A 25,133-nucleotide genomic window follows, 5' to 3' on the forward strand; every position below is an offset into this window, starting at 1 on the left:
TGACATTTTTTAGTCAGTTGTTATGACGGTGATTGGCTTAGTCTACTTCTTGCTTTACCATTGTCAACACGGACCACTTAAACAAGGTTTACAAGTGAGTAATAATAACACAATTGATTTAGCCTTTGATAAAGCGCATATCTGGCACCCCTACACCTCCATGCTGGATCCCCTGCCCGTTTACCCGGCTAGCCATACCCAGGACAACCGTATCCACCTGGAAACAGGCGAAGAATTAATTGATGGTATGGCATCCTGGTGGAGCGCCATTCATGGCTATAACCACCCCGATATCGTAACTGCAATTACTGAGCAAGCAGGCAAGATGAGCCATGTGATGTTTGGCGGGCTGACCCATGCACCGGCGGTTGAGTTGTGTAAAAAGCTGGTTGCCATGACCCCGGCTCCCCTCAATAAAGTGTTTTTGGCAGACAGTGGCTCGGTTAGCGTTGAAGTGGCGATTAAAATGGCTCTGCAGTACTGGCTAAGCCAGGGCCACACACGCAAAACTAAACTGATGACAGCGCAAAAAGGCTATCATGGCGACACCTTTGCCGCCATGAGTGTGTGCGATCCGGTGAATTCTATGCACAGCATGTACCAGGGCTTTCTGCCGGAGCATATTTTTGTGCCAGCACCCTCCGGGCGCTTCCATGAACAGGCATGTGAAGAAGAGCTTGCACAACTTGAAGCGTCATTTGCAGCCCATCATCAGGAGGTTGCCGCGTTTATCATTGAGCCCATAGTGCAAAATGCCGGCGGGATGAACTTCTATCACCCGGATTACCTGAAAAAGCTCCGCACACTATGCGACCAATATGATGTTTTGCTGATCCTCGATGAGATAGCTACCGGCTTTGGCCGTACCGGAAAACTATTTGCCTGCGAGCACGCCGACATTAGCCCGGATATTCTGTGCCTGGGTAAAGCCCTGACCGGTGGCACCATGACACTGTCGGCAACGCTCACCACAGATGAGATAGCCATTGGGATCAGTCAGGGCGAAGCCAAAGTACTAATGCACGGCCCCACTTTTATGGGTAATCCGTTGGCTTGCGCTGCTGCAAATGCAAGCCTGACCCTGTTGCAAACGAATGCCTGGCAACAACAGGTCCAACGGCTGGCGAATAGTTTAACGTTGCTCGAGCGCTGTAAAAGCCTCGATGCGGTGGAGGATGTCAGAGTGCTGGGGGCTATCGGGGTGGTTGAAGTAAACCGCACCATAGATGTGGCAAAGATACAGCGCTTTTTTATTGAAAAAGGCTTGTGGATCCGCCCGTTTGGCAGGCTGATTTATCTGATGCCTCCGTATATCACACCGGATGAAGATATCGCGCAGCTGGCTGATGGGATTTATGACGCCATCGCACAGAACGCGTACTAGCTTTCCTCAGCACAGCTAAAAAGTGCGACAATAAAAGCAAAATTGGCACTTTTTTTGCCAATTTTGCAATTATTTAAGATATTTCATCGTTTGTACCTGAAATCATTTCATGGCTTTGTTAGACTAGGCGACTTTGATTGTGAATTTCGAAATAGAGTTGAGAATCGAGTAACTATGCAACAAACCGTCAAATTGCAGCCAGCTGAAGCTTATCAGCCACCGCGCTTTACTGTTTATCAACACCGTCAGATTGATAAAATTGAGCAACTTGAAAAACTGCCTGAGCACCTGCGCTTCCAGATGAAGGTGGTTGCAAACGTTTTCCCTTTCCGCGTGAACAACTATGTTATTGATGAACTGATTGACTGGGACAAAGTACCTAACGATCCCGTTTTTCAGCTTACTTTCCCTCAGCGTGGTATGCTGGACGACGAGTCGTACGAAGAAATGGCCGCACTGCTTAAGCGTGAGCACACACCAGAAGAAGTTTTTGAGCTATCGACCAAGTTAAGACAAAAGCTTAATCCGCATCCAGCCGGTCAGATGGATAAAAACGTCCCCACCTTTGACGGTGAGCGCGTTGAAGGTATTCAGCACAAATACAAAGAAACCGTGCTGTTCTTCCCGGCACAGGGCCAGTACTGCCACTCTTACTGTACTTTCTGTTTCCGCTGGGCACAGTTCGTTGGTAAAGCAACCCGCTTTAACAACAACGACGAAGATCTACTACACAGCTATCTGGAAGAGCACACAGAAGTGACCGATCTGCTTATGACAGGCGGTGACCCTATGGTAATGCGCACCGTTAAGCTCCGTAAATACCTGGAAGCGCTGAAAGAGCCGCGCTTTGATCATATTCGTACTATTCGTATTGGTACTAAGTCTCTGACTTTCTGGCCATTCCGTTATGTGACCGATCCGGACGCACAAGACTTGTTAGCCCTGCTTAAAGAGCTGGTCGACGCTGGTAAGCACGTGTCTATTATGGCTCACGTTAATCACAAGCAAGAGCTACGCACTGACATTGCCAAAGAAGCGATTAAATTGCTACGTAAGACTGGTGTACAGATCCGTACTCAGGCGCCTTTGCTTAACCACCTCAACACCGACCCTAAGATGTGGTCTGAGATGTGGAAAGAGCAGACACAAATGGGCATGATCCCCTATTACATGTTCATTGAGCGTGATACTGGTGCTAAGCGGTACTTTGAATTGCCGCTTTACAAGACCTGGGAAATCTTCCGCGATGCCTATAAAGATGTATCGGGTGTGAGCCGCACGGTGCGCGGACCTTCTATGAGTGCAGGCCCGGGTAAAGTTGAAGTCTCTGGTGTAACAGAAATTAACGGCGAGAAAGTGTTTGTATTACGCTTTATTCAAGCCCGTAACCCGGACTGGGTGCAGAGACCTTTCTTTGCAAAATACGATGAAGAAGCGACCTGGCTTGATGGCCTTAAACCGGCATTTGGCGAAGAGAAATTCTTCTGGCAGGACGAATACGAAGCCATGTAAGATTTCTAGCCCTAAAAAAAGCCGACAACTTTGTCGGCTTTTTCGTTTCGGATAGTCGCTTATTGCCACTACCACTCAAACATATAGGCCATTTTACTGATGGTTCTCAGTGCCACACCATGCGTGTTACGTTTGGCATATAAATGCTGCATTGATTTATCTTTCACTTCGCCGACTATCACTTCTTTGACCTGATACCCCATCGCCTGCGCAGCGCTGACATAGGCAACAAACTCCCAGCGCTTGATATTGGTATTGTCGGCAATCACCAGCGGGATCCCCTCAGCCAGTGCATTGATAAAGCGTGCCAGGTTCAGATTATGGTATTCCGGTAGTCTGAACTTTTCAAAATGATATTCGCCCTGCTCATTATGAAAGTAATCATCGGTAGAGCAAATGATGAATTGCGTTTCATCGCCTGCCACCAGCTCGTCTGCCAGTGCGTAAGCGTAATGTGTTTTCCCAGAGCCAGGTAATCCCCGTAATATAAATGCCTGTTTCATCTATTGAACGACTTATATCCAGTTTTTCTTAGTAGTAGACAGATATAATGCCATAAATTTTGCATTTAAGTAATTCATCAGGCAAATGGCACGCAGTTTTTACTCGGTAACCAGCAAACGGCAGCCAACTTCTCGTAATATACAGCTCTGATATGAGCAAATATTAATCGTTACCTTGCCTGCGCGTCCCGAAGAGGATAAAAAAGCCTTAAGAAATTAGCTCAGACCCGCATTTGATGGTTTTTTTATGCGTCTATCGCAGGTAAGATACGACATAGCTGACTGCGCAAAAAGCGTGGTCATGGCAGTGAGTTAAACAACACACGCAACAGACTAATTATAAATAATCATTTTGGAGTAAAGATGAGCCACACAGCGATAACGGAGCTACTAGCAGGCACCGTTGCGGTAGACAGCCAGGTTACTGTAAAAGGCTGGATCCGTACACGACGCGATTCAAAAGCGGGTATTTCATTCCTAGCCGTCCATGACGGTTCTTGTTTCGATCCTATTCAAGCCGTAGTCCCTAATTCGCTTAATAATTATGAAGAAGTGACTCGTCTTACCGCTGGCTGCTCTGTGGCCGTGACCGGTGTTCTGGTGGCCTCTGAAGGTCAGGGCCAGGCTTTTGAAATTCAGGCTAACAAAGTAGAAGTACTGGGCTGGGTTGAGAACCCGGATACCTACCCGATGGCAGCAAAGCGTCACAGCATCGAATATCTGCGTGAGCATGCACACCTGCGTCCACGCACCAACGTTATTGGCGCGGTTACTCGCGTTCGTAACTGTTTGTCGCAAGCAATCCACCGTTTCTTCCACGAAAGAGGCTACATGTGGATCAGCACCCCTATCATCACAGCGAGTGACTGTGAAGGTGCGGGCGAAATGTTCCGTGTTTCTACACTGGATATGCAAAACCTGCCGCGCACAGACAAGGGCGACATTGATTACAGCGAAGACTTTTTTGGTAAAGAAGCTTTCCTGACCGTATCTGGTCAGCTGAACGGCGAAACGTATGCCAGCGCCATGTCAAAAATCTATACGTTTGGCCCAACATTCCGCGCAGAGAACTCGAATACCTCGCGTCACCTGGCGGAATTCTGGATGGTTGAGCCGGAAGTCGCCTTTGCCGATCTGGACGACATTGCGGCCCTTGCCGAAGACATGCTGAAATATGCCTTTAAAGCTGTATTAGAAGAGCGCCGTGACGACATGGAGTTCTTCGCACAACGCATCGAAAAACAGGCAATCACGCGTCTAGAGTCCTTTATCGACAAAGACTTTGCACAAGTTGATTACACCGATGCGATCGAGATCCTGAAAAACTGTGGTAAGAAGTTTGAATTCCCGGTTGACTGGGGCGTCGACTTACAGTCAGAGCACGAGCGTTACCTGGCAGAAGAGCACTTTAATGCGCCGGTTGTTATCAAAAACTACCCGCGTGACATTAAAGCTTTCTACATGCGCCAGAACGAAGACGGCAAAACCGTTGCCGCAATGGACGTTGTTGCACCGGGCATCGGTGAGATCATCGGTGGCTCTCAGCGTGAAGAGCGTCTGGATGTGCTTGACCAGCGCCTGGAAGAAATGGGTTTGGATAAAGAAGACTACAGCTGGTACCGCGACCTGCGTAAATACGGCACAGTGCCGCACTCAGGCTTCGGTCTGGGCTTTGAGCGCCTCGTTGCTTATGTAACAGGTATGGGCAACGTCCGTGACGTTATCGCCTTCCCGCGCACCAAAGGTAGCGCAACTTACTAATCTAATTTAGTTTTAAAAAGCCCCGTTTTGGGGCTTTTTTATGCCTGTTAGACTTATTTATTGCGCTGCAACATAGTTCTGGCACGCACCCAATTCGGTGTACCTGTGCGCATGCCCTTCAGTCATAGGTGCAACCCCATGCAAAGGCCCCCCATTAACCCGCCAGTTTTTTCCTGCAAAGCTCACGACGTCCCCTGTGTGATACACACTCGGGTAAGCTTGCCAGGACTCGGCACAAGGCTGGCATTTAGGTAGCACCTCCCCAATGGCATCCAGGAGCTTATTCTCACCGCGCGCATCCTGATGAAGCTCCCAGATAAAAATGCCCGGATAGCCATTGTCGGCAACAAACTGTGACTTGGTACGCACCAGCTCCGGTGTCTCCCAAAAATGCAGGTAGTTATCCAGCTCATAAAAGCCCGCGTTGTAATCTACGCCAAGTCCGTCAACAAAGGTTTCGACAATGTCTCGCGCCGTATAAGTCATCACAGGGCCACTCACCCCGTCCGGGAAGGACTTATTGTAAAAAGGAATACCTAAGCTGGTTTTGCTCACGTCATACTTAGTGATCATGCTCTGGCTCCATTGGGCAGGATTAACCAAGCCATCGTGAATATAAGACCAGGCAGCATGATGGTTTTTCGGTGAGCCACCCCAGCCGCCGGTATAGTCATAGGCCATGAAGCGTATGTAATCCGCATACTCGTCTAAGTCCGGATGGAAGTTAATCCCCGACCAACCACCGGCCTGAACATCAACACTCACCTCTAGGTCCGCAGGTAAAGCTGCTCTCAAATCTTTTACCAGCTCCAGCAGATAACCACTTTCCACTGGGTTTGGCTGGTTGTATGTACTCCAGTCTTCCCAGTCGACATCAATACCGTCTAATTTGTGTAGCTCAGCATAAGCAACCAGGTTTTTTACCAGGTTGGTCCGGGCCTGCTCATCCATTGACAAAAAGTCGACGCCAGCACCGCCCACTGAGATCATGACGCCTGTGTTGTTAGCATGAGCATGTGCCACAATGTCGTCGATATAGCGATCAGCCTCAAGTGTATTCAGCGTGCCATCGGCATTGGGATAGGCAAATGCCACTATAATATGGGTGAGTTTATCAGTGGCCAGATCCTGAACATCCAGCTGACCGCCCGCCGGGTAATCCCAGGTAGAGTAAAAGCCTTCCACCCTTGGACAGAAAGCATCTTGTGCCCAGGCCGACTGCATTGACAGACCAGATATAGCCACCGCCAAAGTTAGACAGGTTTTCTTAAACATAACGCGCTCCATGTTGTATAAATATTAAACACAACAAATATCACGTTAACAAAAAATTTAAAATTGAAGATTTATAATAGTGTCGCATACCGCCTGTTATGCACACTCTTTTTTATGCCCCAAAATATGGGAGTCGAATATTTATTTACTTTTTGAATAGAAATTAGCAAAAATGTAATCGCGCTCTTTGATACTTTCGTGACAGCTGGCACAGACTTTTTGGATTGCACCGTCTGAGCCCTTACCTGCCAGTATCACTTTCCCTTGCTTATCAAACTGCACGTATTCCCAATCACCATGTGCGGGTGAATAACCTGGCTGGCGCTTAATCATCATAGTGATGGTCAGGGCCTCGTGAGGAGAACCAGACTTCGCAGAAAAGTTTTCCTTCAGCACAATCGTGCCCTCAGAGTATGGCCTAAAATTAGGTACAGGCTCTTCTTCGTCTTCATCCTCATCATAATCCTGATAGAGCCGCAAATACTCCAGATAGTTACTTTCGTATATTCTTGCGTCCTTATTAAGAAATACAACGATAAATTGTTGCCAATGTAACCCAGAGTGTTCAAATCCTGTTACACGTTTCCATTGTGTGCGATACCCATTCAGCTCTGCCCGATACTGCTCTGGGATTTTAAATGGATATACCCCAAATGGATCTGCTGAAACTTGGCTCGAAATAGCGATCAGGCTTCCCGCCATCGATAGCAATACCCGTTTCATACGCTGTGCCTTATTTTAGAGTCAAAGATAAATTTGCTCTTAGCTTCCCCTTATACAATACCTCCACTGACTTTGCCTCTCCGGGTGAAAGCGTTACTTCGACGGGATCGTACTTAGGGATTTGTAGAACAAATGTGGTGGCAGACCCTGCATCTAGTTCGATCGAATAAGTTTTTTGTTTTTTCGTAAAAGGCAAAACCTGATAGGTGTCAGAATTTACATTGGCAATATAGCTGCGCATTTTTGGGTGAATTTTGCACCCAATGCGGGTCAGCGTATTTTCAGACCAATTAGCCGTTACTTTCGTTGTCTGCCCCTGATTCATCAAACCTACATCAAACTTAACGCCTGAGTTCGGGTCGTTGGCGAAGATATTATGCTGAAATTCATCAGAATTCTTAAACGTAATTTCGCCATTCTGACCAACAATAACCACTTTTTTATCGAAGACTTTATTCGCCTGGTCTAGTTCCGCGGCTTTAGGCCCTTCACCTCCTTTTGCATAAAGAATACCGACAAAGGGGGGCTTTTTCACGAAGGATAATTCCCCCGTTAGTGTTGCGGCTTGTGCATCGAAAACCATGCAAAGGCCGAACGTGAGTAGCGTGCGTTTAATCATGGTATTACCTCTATTTTGGCATGCTGGGCCGTTGAACAACAACGGGGTCAGTCAGGGCTGCCATGAAGGCAACCAAATCAGCCTTTTCCTGAATTGATAAATTAAGCGGGACAATCAGCGGACTTACATTTTTAACACCGACAGCGCCCTGGTTGTAGTGCTCTACCACCTCTTCAAGTGTGCCAAGTGAGCCATCGTGCATATAAGGCGCACTCATAATGATGTTTCTCAATCCAGGTGTTTTGAAAGCACCTTTAAACTGTACACTTTTATCAAACTCGAATCGGCCATCATCCTGATTATCAATGCCAATATTGTGAAAACTATCATCTGTAAAGTTTGCACCATCGTGGCATTTTGTGCATCTCCCTTTGCCAACAAACACGTTTAAGCCGCGTATTGCTGACGGTGACATAGCAGATTTATTGCCCGCAATATACTGGTCAAATGCAGAGTTGTCGCTGACAAGTGTTCTTTCAAAAGCTGCGATGGCCTTGCCTACATTTTCGAATGAAACTTCGCCGTATATATGAGCAAACTCATCTCGATAGAATTTGACTTCTTCCAACCGTTTAACCACATCCTTAGGTGTCATCTGCATTTCTAATTCAGAGACTAACGGCCCTAAAGCTTGTTCTTCCAGTGAGCCAGCTCGGCCATCCCAGAAAAAAGTTACTGACCAGGCCAGATTATACAGATGGGGCGCATTTCGGCCTAAGATAGCCCCGCCACTACCAATGCCTTTGGCTAGCCCGTCACTAAACCCAAGCTCCGGATTGTGGCAAGTGGCACATGACTGATTTTGGTGTCTTGAAAGGCGTGTATCAAAGAACAAGATTTTACCAAGGTTTAATTCTCTTTCACTTGGTTCCTCATCATCAGGATATTCGATATCGTCTACATCAGGCGTACCTAAGTTCCCAAAGTCACTCACGGTAGTGGCCATTATCGGCATACTCACCACACAAAATGCTGCAAACGCCATCAACCACGTTACCTTCATTACACCCCCTTTCAACGCCTAAGTTCAGAACATTTTTTGAACTACAGCAAGGATTGACTATATTTTTCGATAATGCAAAAAATAAATCACGTTGACACACCGTTTGTTAAATAAATGCTACCTCACCTTGTGAGGTGATTCTTTCGTGCTAGTTTATTAAGTGAGAACAGATGGATATATCACGCATCGTTCCAAGTATCGCCATACAAATGTTAATTGCTTTTGGTATCATTACTTTTCTTGGTATCTTCAGTAATTTTTTTATCTACCTAAATACAGGTTCTATTGGGCAAAGCTTCACCCAATACTCATCTGTTTCCTTACCGCTGGTGAAAGCAAACTCTGACTTAAGAATGGCCATACTTGAGACCCAAATATCTTTAAAAGAACAAATCATTACAGGAAACAACCCGCAAGAAAGACGCAACTCCATCTCCGCCAGGCAAGCGGCCTGGGATGACATCAACACACACTTTACCCAGCTGCAACAGCTGGCTCAACAAACTGGCTTTGATAATCGCACTTTGAATACCATTGAACAAAACTTAGATCAATTAAAGACCGAGCAACAGTTGGTGTCTGACATCAGTAATACGGTTGATAACGAACCAGCCGTGAAAATACTTGTAACTCAGGCTATTCCGTTAGCCGAGTCTATGGTCAGACTTTTGTCAGAACTCATAAACGCAGAACTCGAACAGGAACCGGATGAAGAGCGTATAGAGTTGTTCAAGTTGCTGGTAGATTCAAAGATGAGTTTTGCAACAGCAATTTCGGAACTACGCGCATACTTGTTGACGAGAGAGCAAAAGAACATCGATGGCTTTGACCAAGCCTGGTTTGCTAATAGTGATGCCTTTGTTGCCATCTTGGATGATTACGAGGAACTGTTCAGCGATGAGCAAATGACACTATGGGCGTCATATAGTGAAGAGCGGGAGAAAATAGCGCCTCTGACGATCTTAGCCTTTGAAAAACAAGCAAGTCCGGATGCGAATTTCGCCACCAAACATCTGCGGGAAGTTATTTCACCATTGACCAAACAAATCTTTAGTCTACTCAGTGAGTTAAATGTGCATGTTGCGCAAGTTTCTGCTGATGGGATTTCAATGGTGGAAAATTCACTTAGCGATATGTTTATCGTCATCATAATCGCCTCTCTGATCACGGTGATTATAGCCAGCTCAATCAGCCTGCTTTTCAGCAACAAACTCAAACAGCGTGTTCAACTGTTGTTGGAGCGTGCGCAAAATATTTCCGTTGGTAATTTTCAAACCAAAGAAAGTTACTTCTCGATGCGTCACAAAGACGAGCTTAATCAACTGTCAGAAAGCTTCAACCATATGACACTGTCTTTATCTTCGACCATCTCTACGGTAAGAAGACAATCTCGGCAAGTCGGCCACTCTGCGCACCAGGTGGCAGCCATTGCAACTGAAATCAGTTCCGTCGCAAAAAGTGAAAATGACAGTTACAACGAAGTCATGCAGGTTATTGATTGCTTCATGGAATTGCTACACGAGTCTAGTGGTGCAATTGAACAGAGTAAAGGCATTCTTGACCAGGCCAGACTGGAAGCAGATTCAGGTATCGCTGCCGTAAATAGTAACCTGGAGGAAATGAACAGAACCGTTGAAGTTGTTGAAGTGGCCTCTAAAGAAGTCGAGGAATTGCAAGCCGCAAGTGAACAAATCGAAACCGTAACAGACGCGATATCTACGGTCGCAGATCAAACGGCTCTGATCGCACTTAACGCTGCCATAGAGGCAGCTAGGGCGGGTGAACAAGGCAGAGGATTCGCTGTGGTTGCCGATGAAGTCAGGAGTCTAGCAAAACGCACAGCAGCTTCCACCGACGAGATAAGGCAAGTTATCACACAGTTACTCACTAAGGTCACTGATGTTATCAGCTTTATGAGTGACATCATCGATCAGGTCAATGTCAGTAAAACGCGCTCTGAAGAGAGCGGTCAGGCGCTAAAAGCCATGACCAATACCATCGATCGAATAGTATCTGCCAATGAACAAATCGCTGAGCGCTCAAGTCGACAAAGCGATCAGATGGTAGAAATGCAGCTTAAACTCCAGCACTTATTTGCTTCTCTTCAACAAAATGCAGAAAAGGCACAAATGGTCTCTATGATTGGAGGCGACTTATATCAGACCTCAGAGCTTGTGAACAATCTGATGGACGGCTTTTTCTTCGATGAAGACAAAGACACATACATTCAACAACAGCATGAACAAAGGCGCTCTGACCGAGTAGAAGCAAAAATAAAGATGAACATAGATACAGGTGATCAGATCTATTCTACCATCACCAGAGAACTCAGTTGTGTCGGCTGTGGCGTGATTCTAAGTCAGCAATTGAATCAGGAGCTAGACATTAACAGCACGGTTACTCTGACTTTATTCAGGCCTAAGAAAAATTACTCTGAGTACATGCAACAGACTCCACTTGAGCTGGCCGCCAGAGTCATTCGTAAAGAAGATCGTTCAGACGAGCATGCCTACTACGGGTTGGAATTTACCATTAGCAACAGAGAACAAGAGCGAGTACTGAACCAGTTATATGCATTTTTTGATGAATAGTTTGCAAGGTTGAGGTGACAAGAAATGGTAAGGCCGTTTGCAATAAACGGCCTTTGCTATTGGCTTATAGCACTTCTAACAACTCAACATCAAAGATCAGAGTTGAGAATGGTGCGATTGATGCACCTGCACCACGCTCGCCATAAGCAAGGTCATGTGGTACGTATAGACGCCACTTAGAACCAACAGGCATTAGCTGTAGTGCTTCAGTCCAGCCTTTGATTACGCCATTTACTGGGAACTCAGCAGGCTGACCACGCTCGTAAGAGCTGTCGAATACGTTACCGTTGATCAGAGTACCGTGATAATGCACACGAACAGTTGAATCAGCTGCAGGCTTGTCGCCTTCACCTGTTTCGATTACTTCGTACTGCAGACCAGACTCAGTTACTGTGATTTCAGCGCGCTTGGCATTTTCTTCCAGGAATGCAGTGCCTTCAGCAGCCAGTACTTTGGCTTCTTCTTCACGACGCTGTTGAATTTCTGCATTGATTTTTTCGAATGCAGCCTGGATCTCAGGGATCTCGACACGGAATGCTTCACCGGCGTAGGCATCTTTCATACCTTCGAATACCGAATTCAGGTTCAAACCTTCAAATGGGTTAGACTTAAGTTGCTCACCCATTTGCAAACCAATACCATAACTTGCCTTTTCAGCATCTGTGTTGAATAAATCTGACATATTAGATCCACTTATTTATCAGTTTAAAAGAAGCGGCAGTGTATCACAGCGCATAGATGACTAACAGGGAGGTAGATAACTTTATAGAAACAGCGCAGGAAAGCGCTGCAAGCAGCCTGGCTGCCTGCCAAAATAAGAAGGTTCTGCCTTAGTTACGTTTTGCTTTGGTTTTTGAGTTTGAACTCTCTGACCATGAAAGTGGCAAACGGTAAACTAAGTGTCAAACCTATGATCAACTCGTTGCTGTAACCCACCAATCGCTCGGTGAAATAACAACCAAAGCCAACTACACCGAAAACCGAAATAACCACACCAGCAATCATAGGGAATAATTTTTCATACTTGGTGATGATGTGACCCACCAACAGGTTGAAGGCAAATGTATACAACAAAGTTATCCAGATACTGGGATACTCCTGACCATCAATTGCCAATACCAACGCAGCCTGCAGACCACTTAAATAGAAGAAACTGAAAATCACCCATAACGAACTATGAATAACAACTTGCTTAGTCATCACTGCCTCCTAACGAAAAAAACCGCCGTATAGGCGGTTTTGGGAATGAGGTGGCGGAGAGATAGGGATTTGAACCCTAGATACGCTATTAACGTATGCCGGTTTTCAAGACCGGTGCTTTCAACCACTCAGCCATCTCTCCGTTGTTGGCGCGCATTCTATTGTGCTGCGGCGTAAATGTAAAGTCTTAATTCAATATTTTGCAAAAGCAATGATTAGGTGGTTACCTTTTATGCATTTTACCCACTTTTCGGCGTTGCCGGCTAATAATACTGCTTTGGTCTTCTCGCAAACAGCGCGCCGATTACGCTCACCCCAACGCATATGAGTATCACAAACGCCATATCGACGATGCCCTGTGTTGGATCAATTACCGGAAACAGATGTTCAATAAAAATAGGAATGACGGACATGACGGTCACACAACTGAGTACCTTAAATGCACGACTAAAGTCAAAGCGTCGACTATAGTTCATCCAACTTGTTAATATGAGCAGAAAGCAAGCTGGTGACAATAATGCTAACCACACCTCACTGATGTGCGGCAGTAAGATACCAGTAGAAACACACCCTAAAATACCCCAGACAATCCAAGTCCACCAATTCTCCCGTTCTTTTAAAAAAAGATTGCCCATTACTATTCTTCTTATAATTGTGTTCTGAGACTGCTACGCTTTAGCCTAACAAACATTCAGGTCACAAAACAACCGCAAGAAGAAGAATTAGTGGACTAAGTTCCTTTTTTAATGACGCACATCACAGTCTCAAAGACCTGCCAGCTGTCTGGATAAGCTAGTCACTTTCGATAAGGTCATTCACCTATGTCTTCATTCCATAGATCCGGGCGGGCTTTGATAAACTCGTCCATCATAGTGATGCACTCAGGATCCTGACGGACATCCAGCTCTACACCATTTTCACGAAGTAACGCTTCGTTGCCCATAAAGTTTTTGTTTTCTCCTATCACTACTTTCGGTATACCGTAAAGCATGACGGTTCCTGAGCACATTGGGCAAGGCGACAAAGTGGTATATAAAGTACACTCTTTATATATCGCAGCGCTCAAACGGCCGGCATTTTCCAATGCATCCATTTCGCCATGTAGCACCGTACTCCCCTTCTGGACTCTCTGATTATGCCCACGCCCAATTATTTGGCCTTTATGGACCAGAACAGAACCAATCGGGATCCCTCCTTCATCAAGGCCCTTTTTCGCTTCTTCAATCGCCGCCGCTAAAAACTTATCCATCGCTGCACTCCTGATGTTTTTACTAATTCGAATATGAAGACGGATCGTCCTCAACTTCATCCAAGCTAGCATGTAATTGAGGACAAAATAAGAATAGCCTAATTGGATGTTGCGGTGTTATAAAAGCAGATTAACGCTTTAACGCTGCGCCTGATACCTGTATTGCTGATTGAGCTGTTGAGCACGGACATCGTCAACTACACCTTGTTTGTTCAGTACCGCAATGATTGAGCCAGGCTTTCTGGCCAAATTAACTGCAATCCTGTCGATCTCCACATTCCCTTTATATTGTTCAAGCACCTGCGCTATATCTTTTTCTGACCAGGGTAAACCGTAATTTTTCGGTAGTCCTTTCTCAAGGTTTTCCTGCTGCTTTTGAGCCAAGGTTCTCTTTACCTTTCTGGCCTTTGGCTGCCACTGTAAAGACTGGAAAAGCGCCCTAATCACGTCTGGGTGGTTATAAGGCGATTGTGCAGGCAGGATCTCTCCTGTGATGGGATCAATGCCATTAGCCAGGCCATGCACTATGCTGGCCACTTGTTGCTGGTCCATATCAGCTCCTTGATAGTGATAACATTATATAAACTTCCTGTAACAATATTAGTGTAGCAGGCTAATAGATATAGGGTCGTTTTTTCTAATCTTAATTGAGTAACCAACTTAATATGGGCACGCGGTGATAGCGATTTGCCTATTCAGCTTACGCTTTAAAGGCGATAAAATATGGTAAATAACATCGCTCACGCGTCATACTACCGCACAGGCATCGACATATAGATTGAACAGATATCAAGTGAAATTGGTGTAATAGGAAATGCGATAGTCGCCCTAGTCCATTGAGTTAGCGCAACAAGACCAGCTACCTGAAGTTAGCTGGTCTGAAAGTGGTATCCAGTTTGGTTTAAAGACCCTTAATTGACTCGTTGATGGCGCTCAGGGCCTGAACCGGATCGGTAGCCTGAGTGATAGGTCTGCCAACCACAAGATAATCACTGCCCGATTTTATTGCCAGCTCTGGTGTCATAATACGTTTCTGATCTCCGGCATCACTCCCTGCAGGGCGGATCCCCGGTGTGACCAGACAAAAATCATTACCTAACTCAGCTTTAAGGGATTGCGCTTCCTGAGCTGAGCACACAACACCATCGAGCCCTGATTCTTTTGCCAGTTTTGCTAAGTAAAGCACCTGCTCTTGAGGCGTTTTGTCTACGCCCAGTTTGCTGAGCTGTGCCTGGTCCATGCTGGTCAGCACTGTTACTGCAATCAGCAAGGGAGCTTTGTCTCCATAAGCTTCGAGTGCTTGTTTGGCTTTGCTCATCATCTCGGTGCCACCACTGGCATGCACGTTGACCATCCAAACACCCAGCTCGGCTGCAGCAGTTACAGCTTTAGCGACAGTATTTGGGATATCATGGAACTTCAAATCCAGAAATACATCAAACCCTTTATCAATCAGCTTTGAAACAAACTGAGGACCGAAGTAGGTAAACATTTCTTTTCCAACTTTTAGTCGACATTCACTCGGAGAAAGCTGAGATACAAACGCCAGCGCAGCAGCTTCATTGTCGTAATCCAGTGCAATAAGCACCTTTTTCATTTCAGTGTTTGACATAGTTGACCTATTTCACCTTTTAACATGTCGATTTTTAATACCCGTCCACGCCCTGACTTGGCAGTATTGACTCCCAAGACTTACAGGAAGGACATAACCAATAGAGTGTGTGGCTGGTGAAACCACAGTTGCGACACTGGTAGTCTGGTTTTGTAGCTACATAGGCAGACACCAGGTTGTCTACTTCATTTAATACAGATTGAAACTTATCTTGTCTTCGCGCGAGTAATTTAAGCAAAAAACTGAAACCACGAATTGATGGTTCACGCTTTAACGTGTCTGTGAGATATTCAACCGCCTGCTCTGTGTGGCCTGATTCCATGAGGCCTTCACAGTGCTTTATTTTTACCAGCACGCCGCTGGCATTGAGCAAATCATTCACCAACGTATAAAACTCATGCTCAATATTAAGGCGTTGGTAGCAAGTTTGTAGGTCTTGCAATACAAGCGGAATGGCACAGGGGAATTGCGATACCAACTTGCGCCAGTAATAAATGGCTTTAACATTATCCTCTTTGCCCAGAGCATCGTGACCTAGTTCAAAAAGCGGTCTGATTGTGATCTTTGGCAACTTGAGCGCTCGCTCAAAATACTCTGTTTCACACTGCTGCTGACCTTGGCTATCAAGTGCAGCTTCGCAATAAAAATTGGCAATTGCGGCACAATAAACTTGTTCTGTAAACAGGTCTGAATGGCTTTCATACATATTGACACCCTTTTGCCATTCTCGCGTTTGCGAGTAAAGCTGAATAATGGGCGTCAATGCTTCTTCATAATCCGCTTTAACCAACTCGACTAAGTGCTCTTCAGCACTGTCTAATAAACCGGCCATGATGTAGTCTTCAGCAAGGGCGAGTTTGCAAGATTGGATAATCTGTTTGTCCAAACTGGGTTGCTTAAGTAAAAGCTCATGAATACGGATGGCTCGATCGAGCTCACCCCTTTTGCGGAATAAGGTGGCAAGTATGAGGTAGTGCTCCACTGAGTCAGCACTGACCTCTAATAATTTTATCAGGTGTTCAAGGCCCTGATCTTCTTCTCTATCTAAAAGAAACTTTAATCCTTTGCTGTACTCCGAAGTAATTTTTCGGTTTTGTTCATGAGCTTGATTCTTAGCGCTGTTTTTCCCCATAACGTAGCCATAAGCAGCTGCTACCGGAAGCAATAGGAAAAGTAACTCTATCATTTATTACTTTGCGCTTGCGTCGAATGATTGACTCTCTGCTGTTGGCGAATTTGCCTTTTTAACTGCGTTATTTTGCCAACGCCCAGCAACAGCCCTAATACCAAACCGAATACCACGCAAAGGCTCATTAAACTGGCCAACGGTACTTCTGAACTGGCGATGATATAATCCACTCTGACCAAAGCTGGGTTTTGTGTCCCCAGTACAAAAGCGATTATCACCAGTACCAAAAATAATCCTTTTCTTACAACCTGGATCAAGCGTTACCTCTTTATTCAGCTTTCAAGACTGGCGTTTACGCGGTCGCGAAGTTCTTTACCTGGTTTAAAGTGAGGTACGTACTTTCCATCCAGCTCTACAGTTTCACCAGTTTTAGGGTTACGGCCCGTACGAGGTGAACGATAGTGGAGTGAAAAGCTACCAAAGCCGCGGATTTCGATACGATCCGAGCTTGAAAGCGAACCTGCCATCTGCTCTAAAATCTCTTTTACCGCATTTTCAACGTCTTTGACTGGAACGTGAATATGTTGCTCAGCAAGTTTTTCGATTAGTTCTGACTTTGTCATAGCGTTTCCTTTAGATAAAAAAGAAGGGCAAAAGTGCCCTTCTATTCAAGACTGAGTATTAGTCTTTTTGAGCGTTTTTGAAAGCTGCAGCCATTGCATTTTCGAATGCAGGCTCTTCTTTCTTCAGCTTCTCAAGCGCTTCTTTCTCTTCAGCTTCGAAGATAGCTTTAACAGATAGGCTGATAGTACGGTTCTTACGATCAACACCTACAAATTTAGCTTCAATTTCGTCGCCTGCAGAAACAACGCTAGTTGCGTCTTCGATGCGCTCTTGTGCGATGTCAGCAACACGGATGTAGCCTTCAACGCCTTCGATAAGCTCAACAGTTGCGCCTTTCGCGTCAACGTCTGTCACTTTACCTTTAACAATAGCACCTTTTTTGTTTGCGTCTAGGTAGTTATTGAAAGGATCAGCTTCGATTTGCTTAACGCCTAGTGAGATACGCTCACGCTCTGGGTCAACCTGAAGAACGATTGCAGAAATCTCATCGCCTTTCTTGTATTCACGTACAGCTTCTTCGCCAGGCGTGTTCCAAGAAATGTCAGACAGGTGTACAAGACCGTCGATACCACCGTCAAGACCGATGAAGATACCGAAGTCAGTGATAGACTTGATCTTACCAGTAACTTGGTCGCCTTTGTTCTGTAGACGAGCAAATTCTTGCCAAGGGTTAGCTTTACACTGCTTAAGACCTAGAGAAATACGACGACGCTCTTCGTCGATTTCAAGAACCATCACTTCAACTGTGTCACCTAGTGATACAACTTTTGAAGGGTGGATGTTCTTGTTAGTCCAGTCCATTTCAGATACGTGTACCAGACCTTCAACGCCTTCTTCGATTTCAACGAAACAACCGTAGTCAGTCAGGTTAGTAACACGACCAGTTAGCTTAGCGCCTTCTGGGTAACGACCAGCGATAGCTGCCCATGGATCTTCGCCAAGTTGCTTAAGACCTAGAGAAACACGCGTTTTCTCTTTGTCGAACTTAAGTACTTTAACAGCGATCTCGTCACCAACATTTACGATCTCACTTGGGTGCTTAACGCGCTTCCAAGCCATGTCAGTGATGTGAAGTAGGCCGTCAACACCGCCCAGATCTACGAACGCACCGTAGTCTGTCAGGTTCTTAACGATACCTTTAACTTCTTGACCTTCAACAAGGTTAGCCAGCAGCTCTTCACGCTCTTGTGAGTTTTCAGACTCAATAACAGCACGACGAGAAACAACTACGTTGTTACGCTTCTGGTCAAGCTTGATTACTTTGAACTCAAGCTCTTTACCTTCAAGGTGTGTTGTGTCACGTACTGGACGAACGTCAACAAGTGAACCAGGTAGGAATGCACGGATTGAATCAACTTCAACTGTGAAACCACCTTTAACTTTACCGTTGATGATACCAACAACAGTTTCTTGTTCTTCACAAGCTTTCTCAAGGCGGATCCAAGCTTCGTGACGCTTCGCTTTCTCACGAGAAAGGATAGTTTCACCGAAACCATCTTCGATTGCGTCTAGTGCAACATCTACTTCGTCGCCAACAGCAACTTCTAGTTCACCAGCAGCATTTTTGAATTGCTCTGCAGGGATTGCACTTTCAGACTTAAGGCCAGCATCAACAAGAACAATGTTGTTCTCGATTGAAATAACTGTACCTTTAACGATAGAGCCTTGCTCTGCTTCAAAACCCTTTAGGCTTTCTTCAAATAACTGCGCAAAATTTTCTGACATACTAAATACGTCTCATAAATAAACATTCCAATTAGCAACCATGCTGCATGGGGTGGTTAATATAACGTCGGCTTCCTGCCAACGCGGTAAAAAATCTAGACCGATGCGGGCAATTTACCAGCGGCAATCGCCTCTTGAACCAAAGTGGCGACTTTCGCAAACACTTGTTCTGCATCTAATTCAGTTGTATCAACCACGATAGCGTCATCCGCAGGCACCAAAGGTGCGACTTTGCGATTCATATCACGGTCATCACGAGCTTCAATCTCGCTTAAAAGACCATCTAGTGTAACATCCAGGCCTTTATCCTTCAACTCCAGATAACGACGCTTTGCACGCTCTTGTGCACTGGCTGTTAAATAAATTTTCAATTCAGCTTTTGGGAAAACGATAGTGCCCATATCTCTGCCATCGGCAATCAGACCACTTTCACTGCGAAAGGCTCTTTGGCGACGCAGTAGCGCTTCACGAACCCGGGGTAATGCGGCTATTTTTGACGCCGCTGCGCCTACTTCCTCATTACGAATGGTATGTGTTACGTCCTCACCTTCAAGTATCACTTTAATTTTTTTCGTAACACCATCGATTGGAAACTGAACATCCAGATTCGCGGCCAGAGGCACTAAAGCCTCTTCGTTATCGAGTGCAATATGATGATGAATAGCGGCCAAAGATAAAACGCGATAAATAGCGCCACTATCCAACACGTCCCAATCGAGCTTTTCGGCAAGCAAACGACAAACCGTTCCTTTACCTGAGCCGCTTGGACCGTCTACGGTGATTACTGGCATTACAGCCTGCATTTAAACCTCCCGAAATGCACACCAAAAATTAACGGCAGTATTATACGCAAGTTTGCTGAATAGATCCTTATTGACATGTAACTTTTTGTTTGATTTTAAATTTACTGTACAAAGAATAAGGGGTGAGATGGTACGACAGGCAACCTGTTCATAAGCAACAAGTTGCCTGAGAGCGGCTATATTTCAGTTCTCTAACTCGACTAGACAGCCGATTCGATGTTACTGACTAACCGAAGACAAAACGTCAAAGTAAGTTGGGAAGGTTTTCGCTGTACAGCCGGGGTCGTTAATGATGACATCCACCCCACCTACGGCCAACATAGAGAAGCACATGGCAATACGGTGGTCATTATAAGTATCGATCTCTGCCAGGTGAAAAGCCTCAGGCGGTGTGATTTCGATGAAATCGTGCCCTTCAATCACCTCAGCACCAACCTTTTTAAGCTCCGTTGCCATCGCGTACAAACGATCTGTTTCTTTGACACGCCAGTTATAGATGTTGCGAATTGCTGTTTTACCTTTTGCAAACAAAGCGACGGTCGCCAATGTCATTGCAGCATCAGGAATCGCGTTGGCGTCAATATCAACCCCGTTGAGCTCACCTTTACGTACCACCAACTTTTCGTCATGCCAGTCAATCACCGCACCTACTTGCTCCATCACAGAAGCAAAGCCGATATCTCCCTGAACACTCTTACGTCCCACACCATTGATTTCGATTTCACCGCCGGCAATGGCAGCTGCGGCAATAAAGTAAGATGCCGACGATGCGTCACCTTCAACCATGATGCTACCTGGAGAAACATAACCCTGCTGGCCTTTAACATGAAATACCTGATAGTTGTCATGCTCAACCGTAACGCCAAACTGCGCCATCACACCCAGCGTTATGTCTATGTAGGGTTTTGAAACCAGCTCACCTTTGATACGGATGGTGGTGTCCTTGACAAACAGTGGTGCCGCCATAAGCAGAGCCGTAAGAAACTGACTTGAAATGCTACCGTCAATTTCAACGTCTCCCCCCTCAATGGCATCCCCGTTGACCTGTAACGGAGGGTAGTCTTTATTTTTCAAATATTTTATGTCAGCGCCTAAAGTATGTAATGCATCAACAAGATGACCAATAGGACGCTCTTCCATTCGAGGTTCACCGATCAGGGTAAACTGGCCCTGAGATGCCGCCAGCACGGCAGTCAGAGGCCTGAATGCGGTTCCCGCGTTACCCAAAAATAACGCTTCAGACGGTGTTTTGAAACGTCCGCCCTGGCCATAAACTCGCGCAGACGTTTTATCCGCGTTTAACTCAACGTTTACGCCCATCTCTGCAAGCGCTAACAGCATATGGCGAATATCATCACTGTCGAGCAGGTTGTTTACTTGTGTAACACCATCACACAAGGCTGCCAATAATAAAACCCGATTTGACAGGCTCTTAGAGCCAGGCAAAGTAACCCTGCCGCTCACCTTGTTAATCGCGTTTAGTCTGAGTTGCTCCATCAGCTGTTCTCCCGGGCGAATTTTTCCATAAATGCGATCAACGCCTTGATCCCTTCAACGGGCATCGCATTGTAGATACTGGCTCGCATCCCGCCCACAAAACGGTGGCCTTCCAATGCAATCAGGCCGTTTTCCTGCGCCTGTGACAGAAATTTTTCATTCAACGATTCATCGTGCAACCAGAATGGTACATTCATCAGAGAGCGACAGTGTTTGGCAACCTTGTTCAGGTAGAAAGAAGAGCTGTCGATGTAATCGTACAGAAGCGCAGCCTTTTCTCTGTTGTGTGCTTCCATCGCCTTAACGCCACCAATGGACTCAAGGTATTTGAACACCTCGGCGGCCAGATACCAGGCAAACGTCGGTGGCGTGTTGTACATGCTTTGCTGTTGCGCTTCGATTGCGTAATCTAAAATAGCAGGTCTCGGTAAACCTTTGCGCTCAAGCAGCGTTTTGCGCACAATTGCAATACTAAGCCCTGATGGGCCAATATTTTTCTGTGCACCGGCATAAATCAAATCAAAGTCGTCCACGTTCATTTCACGCGACAGAATATTTGAAGACATATCTGCAACAATCGGCGCGGTTGGATGCTTTGGTACATCAAATAGCTCTATGCCATCAATGGTTTCGTTAGGACAATAGTGAATATATGCCGCATTTTCAGGCAAATCCCACTGTGACACAGGCAGCACATCAAAAACCCCCTCCTGATCACGACGAATATCAATCGCCTCAACCTGCGTGAATTTCTGACCTTCTTTGGTCGCACCACAGGACCAGATACCATTTTCAATGTAAACACCGGGCGCATCGTCCTGGTGCAAGTTAAGAGGCACTGCCGCAAAGTGGCCGCGACCACCGCCGTGCATAAATAGCACCTCAAATTCATCTGAAATATTCATCAGACGGCGCAAACTTGCTTCACATTCACGGGCCAGCTCCAGAAATGGCACTGAACGGTGACTGATCTCCATGACTGAGACGCCAAGGTTCTGCCAGTTAATAAATTCTTGTTGGGCTTTTTTCATAACAGCAGGAGGTAACATCGCCGGACCTGCACAAAAGTTATAAACGCTCATAATTTCCTCATTCCAGTTTTTATACTGCACCAGGCAGTGTACTTAATTATTTTTGTGAACGCACAGAACGTGATGTTGTGCGCTCACATTATGTCTGTCGAAATAATAAAAAAGCGGCCTAAGCCGCTTTTTTATCTTCACCCAGATTACTCTGGTGCCTGCTCTTCAGTGTCAGGCGTTTCAACAAGCTCAGCTTCCCCTTCCAGGGTATCGTCGATTTCAATCTCTTCGATACGTTGTAAACCAACTACCTGCTCGTCGTCAACCGTTCTTATCAGGATAACACCCTGAGTATTACGTCCAACGGTAGATACCTCATTGACTCGGGTACGTACCAGGGTACCACGGTTAGAGATCAGCATGATTTCGTCATTGTCCTGAACTTGTACGGCCCCAACCACACGACCGTTACGCTCAGTCACCTTAATTGACACAACCCCCTGGGTTGCACGGCTTTTCGCTGGGTACTCCTCAAGTGGCGTACGCTTACCATAACCGTTTTCAGTCACGGTCAGAATGGCGCCGTCATTTTTAGGTACAATCAGTGAAACCACTTTCACGTCATCAGGCATCTTAATACCGCGAACACCTGTCGCAGTACGACCCATAGGACGCAGTGCCATCATTTCTTCACCTGTTTCAGGATCAATCTTCACTTCACCGGTTTCTGAATCGCGCAGCTTCTCGTTGAAGCGAACGACTTTACCATGGTCAGTGAATAGCATGATGTCGTTTGTGCCATCAGTGATATCTGCACCAATCAGGTTATCTCCGTCATTCAGGTTAATAGCGATAATCCCGCTTGCACGTTGACGGCTATAGGCAGTGAGTGGAGTCTTCTTCACCACACCATTGGCCGTGGCCATCAAGACAAATTTATCGTCTTCATATTGTTTAACCGGCAATATCGTGGTGATACGCTCATCGGCTTCCAGCGGCAGTAAATTAACGATTGGCTTACCACGTGCAGCTCGTGATGCCAGTGGCAACTGGTACACTTTAAGCCAATACAGGCGCCCTGACGTGGAGAAGCACAAAATAGTATCGTGGGTATTGGCAACCAGCAGGCGTTCAATGAAGTCCTCATCTTTCATCTTAGTTGCGGCTTTACCTTTACCACCACGACGCTGCGCTTCGTAATCAGATAGCGGCTGATATTTCACATAGCCTTCGTGAGACAGGGTCACGACCACATCTTCTTCGTTGATCAGATCTTCCAGGCTAATGTCGTGCGCTGCTGCAGAAATTTCAGTACGGCGATCATCGCCATAGTTTTCTTTAATTTCTGCCAGCTCGTCACGGATCACTTCCATCAGACGATCTGGTGATGACAAAATCAGTAATAGCTCTGCAATTAAGTCCAGTAGCTCCTGGTATTCGCCCAAGATCTTTTCATGCTCAAGGCCTGTTAGCTTGTGTAAGCGTAAATCAAGGATAGCCTGAGCTTGTTGCTCTGACAGATAGTACTGACCATCACGGATCCCAAGCTCAGCATCAAGCCAATCTGGACGTGCCACGTTTTCTTCGCCAGCACGCTCCAGCATAGAGCGTACAGAACCTAACTCCCATGGACGAGCGGTCAGTGCAGCCTTGGCTTCTGCCGGCGTAGGCGACTTACGGATAAGCTCAATAATAGGGTCGATGTTCGCCAGCGCAATCGCCAAACCTTCAAGCGTGTGCGCACGATCACGTGCTTTACGCAGGTCATATACGGTACGACGCGTAACCACTTCACGGCGGTGAACGATAAAGGCTTCAAGCATTTCTTTAAGGTTGAAACACTTAGGCTGGTTGTTATCCAGCGCAACCATGTTGATACCAAACACAGTTTGTAGCTGAGTTTGAGCATACAGGTTGTTCAGTACAACTTCGCCTACTTCACCACGTTTGATCTCAATAACGATACGCATACCGTCTTTGTCAGATTCGTCACGCAGTGCGCTGATCCCTTCCACCTTTTTGTCTTTAACCAGCTCGGCGATTTTCTCAATCAAACGCGCTTTGTTAACCTGATATGGGATCTCATTGACAATGATGGTTTCTTTGCCGGTTTTCTCGTCGGTTTCGATCTCTGCGCGGGCGCGAATATAGACTTTACCACGGCCGGTTTTATAGGCCTGCTCGATGCCTTTCTTACCATTAATGATAGCTGCGGTCGGGAAATCAGGACCCGGGATATAATCAATCAACTCATCAATGGTGATGTCCGGGTTTTGGATCACAGCCAGACAGCCGTTGATCACTTCTGTCAGGTTATGAGGCGGAATATTTGTTGCCATACCAACCGCGATACCAGACGAACCATTCACCAACAGGTTAGGTACTTTTGTTGGCAATACATCAGGAATTTGCTCAGTGCCATCATAGTTAGGCACATAGTCTACGGTTTCTTTGTCCAGATCAGCCAATAGCTCATGAGACATTTTAGCCATACGCACTTCGGTATAACGCATCGCAGCTGCCGAGTCACCATCGACAGAACCGAAGTTACCCTGACCATCCACCAGCATGTAGCGCAGTGAGAAAGGCTGTGCCATACGAACTATGGTATCGTAAACCGCACTATCACCGTGCGGGTGGTATTTACCGATCACGTCACCCACAACACGGGCTGATTTTTTATAAGGTTTGTTCCAGTCGTTACGCAACTCGTTCATTGCGAATAACACGCGACGGTGTACAGGCTTCAGGCCATCGCGGACATCCGGCAACGCACGTCCAACGATAACGCTCATCGCGTAATCAAGGTAGGAATTTTTCAATTCGTCTTCGATATTGACCGGGAGGATTTCATTGGCAAGATCAGTCATTTAATACCACTTTCCTTCAGAGTCTTTCCCT

23 protein-coding genes and 1 tRNA gene are annotated in these 25,133 nt (G+C 46.0%); 4 read left to right on the top strand and 20 right to left on the bottom strand.

The window, feature by feature from the left end; translation table 11 throughout:
• Positions 1–94 precede the first annotated feature (94 nt).
• Both bioA and ACXAH1_RS04910 read left to right on the top strand, forming a co-directional pair.
• Complete coding sequence (gene bioA, locus ACXAH1_RS04905; RefSeq protein WP_475194374.1) at positions 95–1,384, top strand: adenosylmethionine--8-amino-7-oxononanoate transaminase; 1,290 nt, start codon at positions 95–97, stop codon at positions 1,382–1,384.
• Between the two features lie 174 nt (positions 1,385–1,558).
• A complete protein-coding gene (locus tag ACXAH1_RS04910; protein ID WP_054015033.1) occupies positions 1,559–2,896 on the top strand; it encodes a KamA family radical SAM protein in 1,338 nt (445 codons plus the stop codon).
• Positions 2,897–2,964: 68 nt separating this feature from the next.
• Here ACXAH1_RS04910 and ACXAH1_RS04915 read toward each other — a convergent pair whose 3' ends face one another.
• The gene (locus ACXAH1_RS04915; RefSeq protein WP_475194375.1) at positions 2,965–3,399 is read right to left on the bottom strand and encodes an AAA family ATPase; all 435 of its coding nucleotides are present in this window, start codon (positions 3,397–3,399) and stop codon (positions 2,965–2,967) included.
• A gap of 363 nt (positions 3,400–3,762) precedes the next feature.
• On the opposite strand from ACXAH1_RS04915, the gene asnS reads away from it, so the two are divergent.
• Positions 3,763–5,160, top strand: a complete 1,398-nt coding sequence (asnS, locus tag ACXAH1_RS04920) for an asparagine--tRNA ligase (protein ID WP_475194378.1) — start codon at positions 3,763–3,765, stop codon at positions 5,158–5,160.
• A gap of 57 nt (positions 5,161–5,217) precedes the next feature.
• Here the strand turns inward: asnS and ACXAH1_RS04925 are convergent, their stop codons facing one another.
• The 4 genes from ACXAH1_RS04925 to ACXAH1_RS04940 form a co-directional block, all read right to left on the bottom strand.
• A complete protein-coding gene (locus ACXAH1_RS04925; RefSeq protein WP_475194380.1) occupies positions 5,218–6,435 on the bottom strand; it encodes a glycoside hydrolase family 18 protein in 1,218 nt (405 codons plus the stop codon).
• A gap of 141 nt (positions 6,436–6,576) precedes the next feature.
• Complete coding sequence (locus tag ACXAH1_RS04930; protein WP_475194383.1) at positions 6,577–7,158, bottom strand: cytochrome P460 family protein; 582 nt, start codon at positions 7,156–7,158, stop codon at positions 6,577–6,579.
• A gap of 10 nt (positions 7,159–7,168) precedes the next feature.
• Positions 7,169–7,777, bottom strand: coding sequence for a cupredoxin domain-containing protein (locus tag ACXAH1_RS04935; RefSeq protein WP_475194385.1), 609 nt, complete (start codon positions 7,775–7,777; stop codon positions 7,169–7,171).
• Positions 7,778–7,787: 10 nt separating this feature from the next.
• A complete protein-coding gene (locus tag ACXAH1_RS04940; protein WP_475194386.1) occupies positions 7,788–8,780 on the bottom strand; it encodes a cytochrome-c peroxidase in 993 nt (330 codons plus the stop codon).
• A gap of 170 nt (positions 8,781–8,950) precedes the next feature.
• On the opposite strand from ACXAH1_RS04940, the gene ACXAH1_RS04945 reads away from it, so the two are divergent.
• Positions 8,951–11,371, top strand: coding sequence for a methyl-accepting chemotaxis protein (locus ACXAH1_RS04945; RefSeq protein ID WP_475194387.1), 2,421 nt, complete (start codon positions 8,951–8,953; stop codon positions 11,369–11,371).
• Positions 11,372–11,435: 64 nt separating this feature from the next.
• Here ACXAH1_RS04945 and ACXAH1_RS04950 read toward each other — a convergent pair whose 3' ends face one another.
• The 15 genes from ACXAH1_RS04950 to gyrA form a co-directional block, all read right to left on the bottom strand.
• Entirely contained in the window at positions 11,436–12,053 is a 618-nt protein-coding gene (locus ACXAH1_RS04950) for an FKBP-type peptidyl-prolyl cis-trans isomerase (protein WP_054015030.1), read from the bottom strand.
• A 152-nt stretch (positions 12,054–12,205) separates the two neighbouring features.
• On the bottom strand, positions 12,206–12,571 hold the full coding sequence (locus ACXAH1_RS04955) for a hypothetical protein (RefSeq protein WP_475194389.1): 366 nt from the start codon (positions 12,569–12,571) through the stop codon (positions 12,206–12,208).
• Positions 12,572–12,622: 51 nt separating this feature from the next.
• Positions 12,623–12,713 (bottom strand) — tRNA-Ser (locus tag ACXAH1_RS04960).
• 121 nt (positions 12,714–12,834) lie between these two features.
• Entirely contained in the window at positions 12,835–13,206 is a 372-nt protein-coding gene (locus ACXAH1_RS04965) for a hypothetical protein (RefSeq protein ID WP_475194392.1), read from the bottom strand.
• 176 nt (positions 13,207–13,382) lie between these two features.
• Positions 13,383–13,820 carry a nucleoside deaminase gene (locus ACXAH1_RS04970; RefSeq protein ID WP_475194393.1) on the bottom strand — a complete coding sequence of 146 codons (438 nt, stop codon included), beginning with the start codon at positions 13,818–13,820 and terminating at the stop codon, positions 13,383–13,385.
• 138 nt (positions 13,821–13,958) lie between these two features.
• The gene (locus ACXAH1_RS04975) at positions 13,959–14,372 is read right to left on the bottom strand and encodes a UBA domain-containing protein (RefSeq protein WP_253045015.1); all 414 of its coding nucleotides are present in this window, start codon (positions 14,370–14,372) and stop codon (positions 13,959–13,961) included.
• Between the two features lie 349 nt (positions 14,373–14,721).
• Positions 14,722–15,432, bottom strand: a complete 711-nt coding sequence (gene pyrF, locus ACXAH1_RS04980) for an orotidine-5'-phosphate decarboxylase (protein ID WP_475194396.1) — start codon at positions 15,430–15,432, stop codon at positions 14,722–14,724.
• Between the two features lie 34 nt (positions 15,433–15,466).
• A complete protein-coding gene (gene lapB, locus ACXAH1_RS04985) occupies positions 15,467–16,618 on the bottom strand; it encodes a lipopolysaccharide assembly protein LapB (RefSeq protein WP_475194397.1) in 1,152 nt (383 codons plus the stop codon).
• Complete coding sequence (locus ACXAH1_RS04990) at positions 16,615–16,878, bottom strand: lipopolysaccharide assembly protein LapA domain-containing protein (RefSeq protein WP_253045012.1); 264 nt, start codon at positions 16,876–16,878, stop codon at positions 16,615–16,617. Before ACXAH1_RS04990 ends, lapB begins: the two co-directional genes overlap by 4 nt.
• Positions 16,879–16,893: 15 nt before the next feature.
• Positions 16,894–17,184 carry an integration host factor subunit beta gene (gene ihfB, locus ACXAH1_RS04995; protein WP_046004371.1) on the bottom strand — a complete coding sequence of 97 codons (291 nt, stop codon included), beginning with the start codon at positions 17,182–17,184 and terminating at the stop codon, positions 16,894–16,896.
• 58 nt (positions 17,185–17,242) lie between these two features.
• The gene (gene rpsA, locus ACXAH1_RS05000; protein ID WP_010384522.1) at positions 17,243–18,910 is read right to left on the bottom strand and encodes a 30S ribosomal protein S1; all 1,668 of its coding nucleotides are present in this window, start codon (positions 18,908–18,910) and stop codon (positions 17,243–17,245) included.
• Between the two features lie 95 nt (positions 18,911–19,005).
• The gene (cmk, locus tag ACXAH1_RS05005; RefSeq protein WP_475194398.1) at positions 19,006–19,713 is read right to left on the bottom strand and encodes a (d)CMP kinase; all 708 of its coding nucleotides are present in this window, start codon (positions 19,711–19,713) and stop codon (positions 19,006–19,008) included.
• A 219-nt stretch (positions 19,714–19,932) separates the two neighbouring features.
• Positions 19,933–21,210: a 3-phosphoshikimate 1-carboxyvinyltransferase gene (gene aroA, locus ACXAH1_RS05010; protein ID WP_475194401.1), complete on the bottom strand. Its 1,278-nt coding sequence runs from the start codon at positions 21,208–21,210 to the stop codon at positions 19,933–19,935.
• On the bottom strand, positions 21,210–22,292 hold the full coding sequence (gene serC, locus ACXAH1_RS05015; RefSeq protein WP_475194402.1) for a 3-phosphoserine/phosphohydroxythreonine transaminase: 1,083 nt from the start codon (positions 22,290–22,292) through the stop codon (positions 21,210–21,212). Before serC ends, aroA begins: the two co-directional genes overlap by 1 nt.
• A gap of 146 nt (positions 22,293–22,438) precedes the next feature.
• Positions 22,439–25,102 carry a DNA topoisomerase (ATP-hydrolyzing) subunit A gene (gene gyrA, locus ACXAH1_RS05020; RefSeq protein ID WP_253045008.1) on the bottom strand — a complete coding sequence of 888 codons (2,664 nt, stop codon included), beginning with the start codon at positions 25,100–25,102 and terminating at the stop codon, positions 22,439–22,441.
• Positions 25,103–25,133 lie beyond the last annotated feature (31 nt).

Source organism: Pseudoalteromonas sp. AWH4_217 (assembly GCF_056161105.1).

Bases quoted from the DNA above. Each gene is read 5' to 3' on its own strand.
- rpsA (WP_010384522.1), bottom strand. From the start codon at position 18,910: ATGTCAGAAAATTTTGCGCAGTTATTTGAAGAAAGCCTAAAGGGTTTT.
- ACXAH1_RS04930 (WP_475194383.1), bottom strand. From the start codon at position 7,158: ATGAAACGGGTATTGCTATCGATGGCGGGAAGCCTGATCGCTATTTCG.
- ACXAH1_RS04950 (WP_054015030.1), bottom strand. From the start codon at position 12,053: ATGTCAGATTTATTCAACACAGATGCTGAAAAGGCAAGTTATGGTATT.
- pyrF (WP_475194396.1), bottom strand. From the start codon at position 15,432: ATGTCAAACACTGAAATGAAAAAGGTGCTTATTGCACTGGATTACGAC.
- ACXAH1_RS04955 (WP_475194389.1), bottom strand. From the start codon at position 12,571: ATGACTAAGCAAGTTGTTATTCATAGTTCGTTATGGGTGATTTTCAGT.
- ihfB (WP_046004371.1), bottom strand. From the start codon at position 17,184: ATGACAAAGTCAGAACTAATCGAAAAACTTGCTGAGCAACATATTCAC.
- ACXAH1_RS04970 (WP_475194393.1), bottom strand. From the start codon at position 13,820: ATGGATAAGTTTTTAGCGGCGGCGATTGAAGAAGCGAAAAAGGGCCTT.
- ACXAH1_RS04910 (WP_054015033.1), top strand. From the start codon at position 1,559: ATGCAACAAACCGTCAAATTGCAGCCAGCTGAAGCTTATCAGCCACCG.
- aroA (WP_475194401.1), bottom strand. From the start codon at position 21,210: ATGGAGCAACTCAGACTAAACGCGATTAACAAGGTGAGCGGCAGGGTT.
- asnS (WP_475194378.1), top strand. From the start codon at position 3,763: ATGAGCCACACAGCGATAACGGAGCTACTAGCAGGCACCGTTGCGGTA.
- lapB (WP_475194397.1), bottom strand. From the start codon at position 16,618: ATGATAGAGTTACTTTTCCTATTGCTTCCGGTAGCAGCTGCTTATGGC.
- ACXAH1_RS04935 (WP_475194385.1), bottom strand. From the start codon at position 7,777: ATGATTAAACGCACGCTACTCACGTTCGGCCTTTGCATGGTTTTCGAT.
- serC (WP_475194402.1), bottom strand. From the start codon at position 22,292: ATGAGCGTTTATAACTTTTGTGCAGGTCCGGCGATGTTACCTCCTGCT.
- ACXAH1_RS04965 (WP_475194392.1), bottom strand. From the start codon at position 13,206: ATGGGCAATCTTTTTTTAAAAGAACGGGAGAATTGGTGGACTTGGATT.
- ACXAH1_RS04940 (WP_475194386.1), bottom strand. From the start codon at position 8,780: ATGAAGGTAACGTGGTTGATGGCGTTTGCAGCATTTTGTGTGGTGAGT.
- ACXAH1_RS04925 (WP_475194380.1), bottom strand. From the start codon at position 6,435: ATGTTTAAGAAAACCTGTCTAACTTTGGCGGTGGCTATATCTGGTCTG.
- ACXAH1_RS04945 (WP_475194387.1), top strand. From the start codon at position 8,951: ATGGATATATCACGCATCGTTCCAAGTATCGCCATACAAATGTTAATT.
- ACXAH1_RS04915 (WP_475194375.1), bottom strand. From the start codon at position 3,399: ATGAAACAGGCATTTATATTACGGGGATTACCTGGCTCTGGGAAAACA.
- ACXAH1_RS04975 (WP_253045015.1), bottom strand. From the start codon at position 14,372: ATGGACCAGCAACAAGTGGCCAGCATAGTGCATGGCCTGGCTAATGGC.
- cmk (WP_475194398.1), bottom strand. From the start codon at position 19,713: ATGCAGGCTGTAATGCCAGTAATCACCGTAGACGGTCCAAGCGGCTCA.
- gyrA (WP_253045008.1), bottom strand. From the start codon at position 25,102: ATGACTGATCTTGCCAATGAAATCCTCCCGGTCAATATCGAAGACGAA.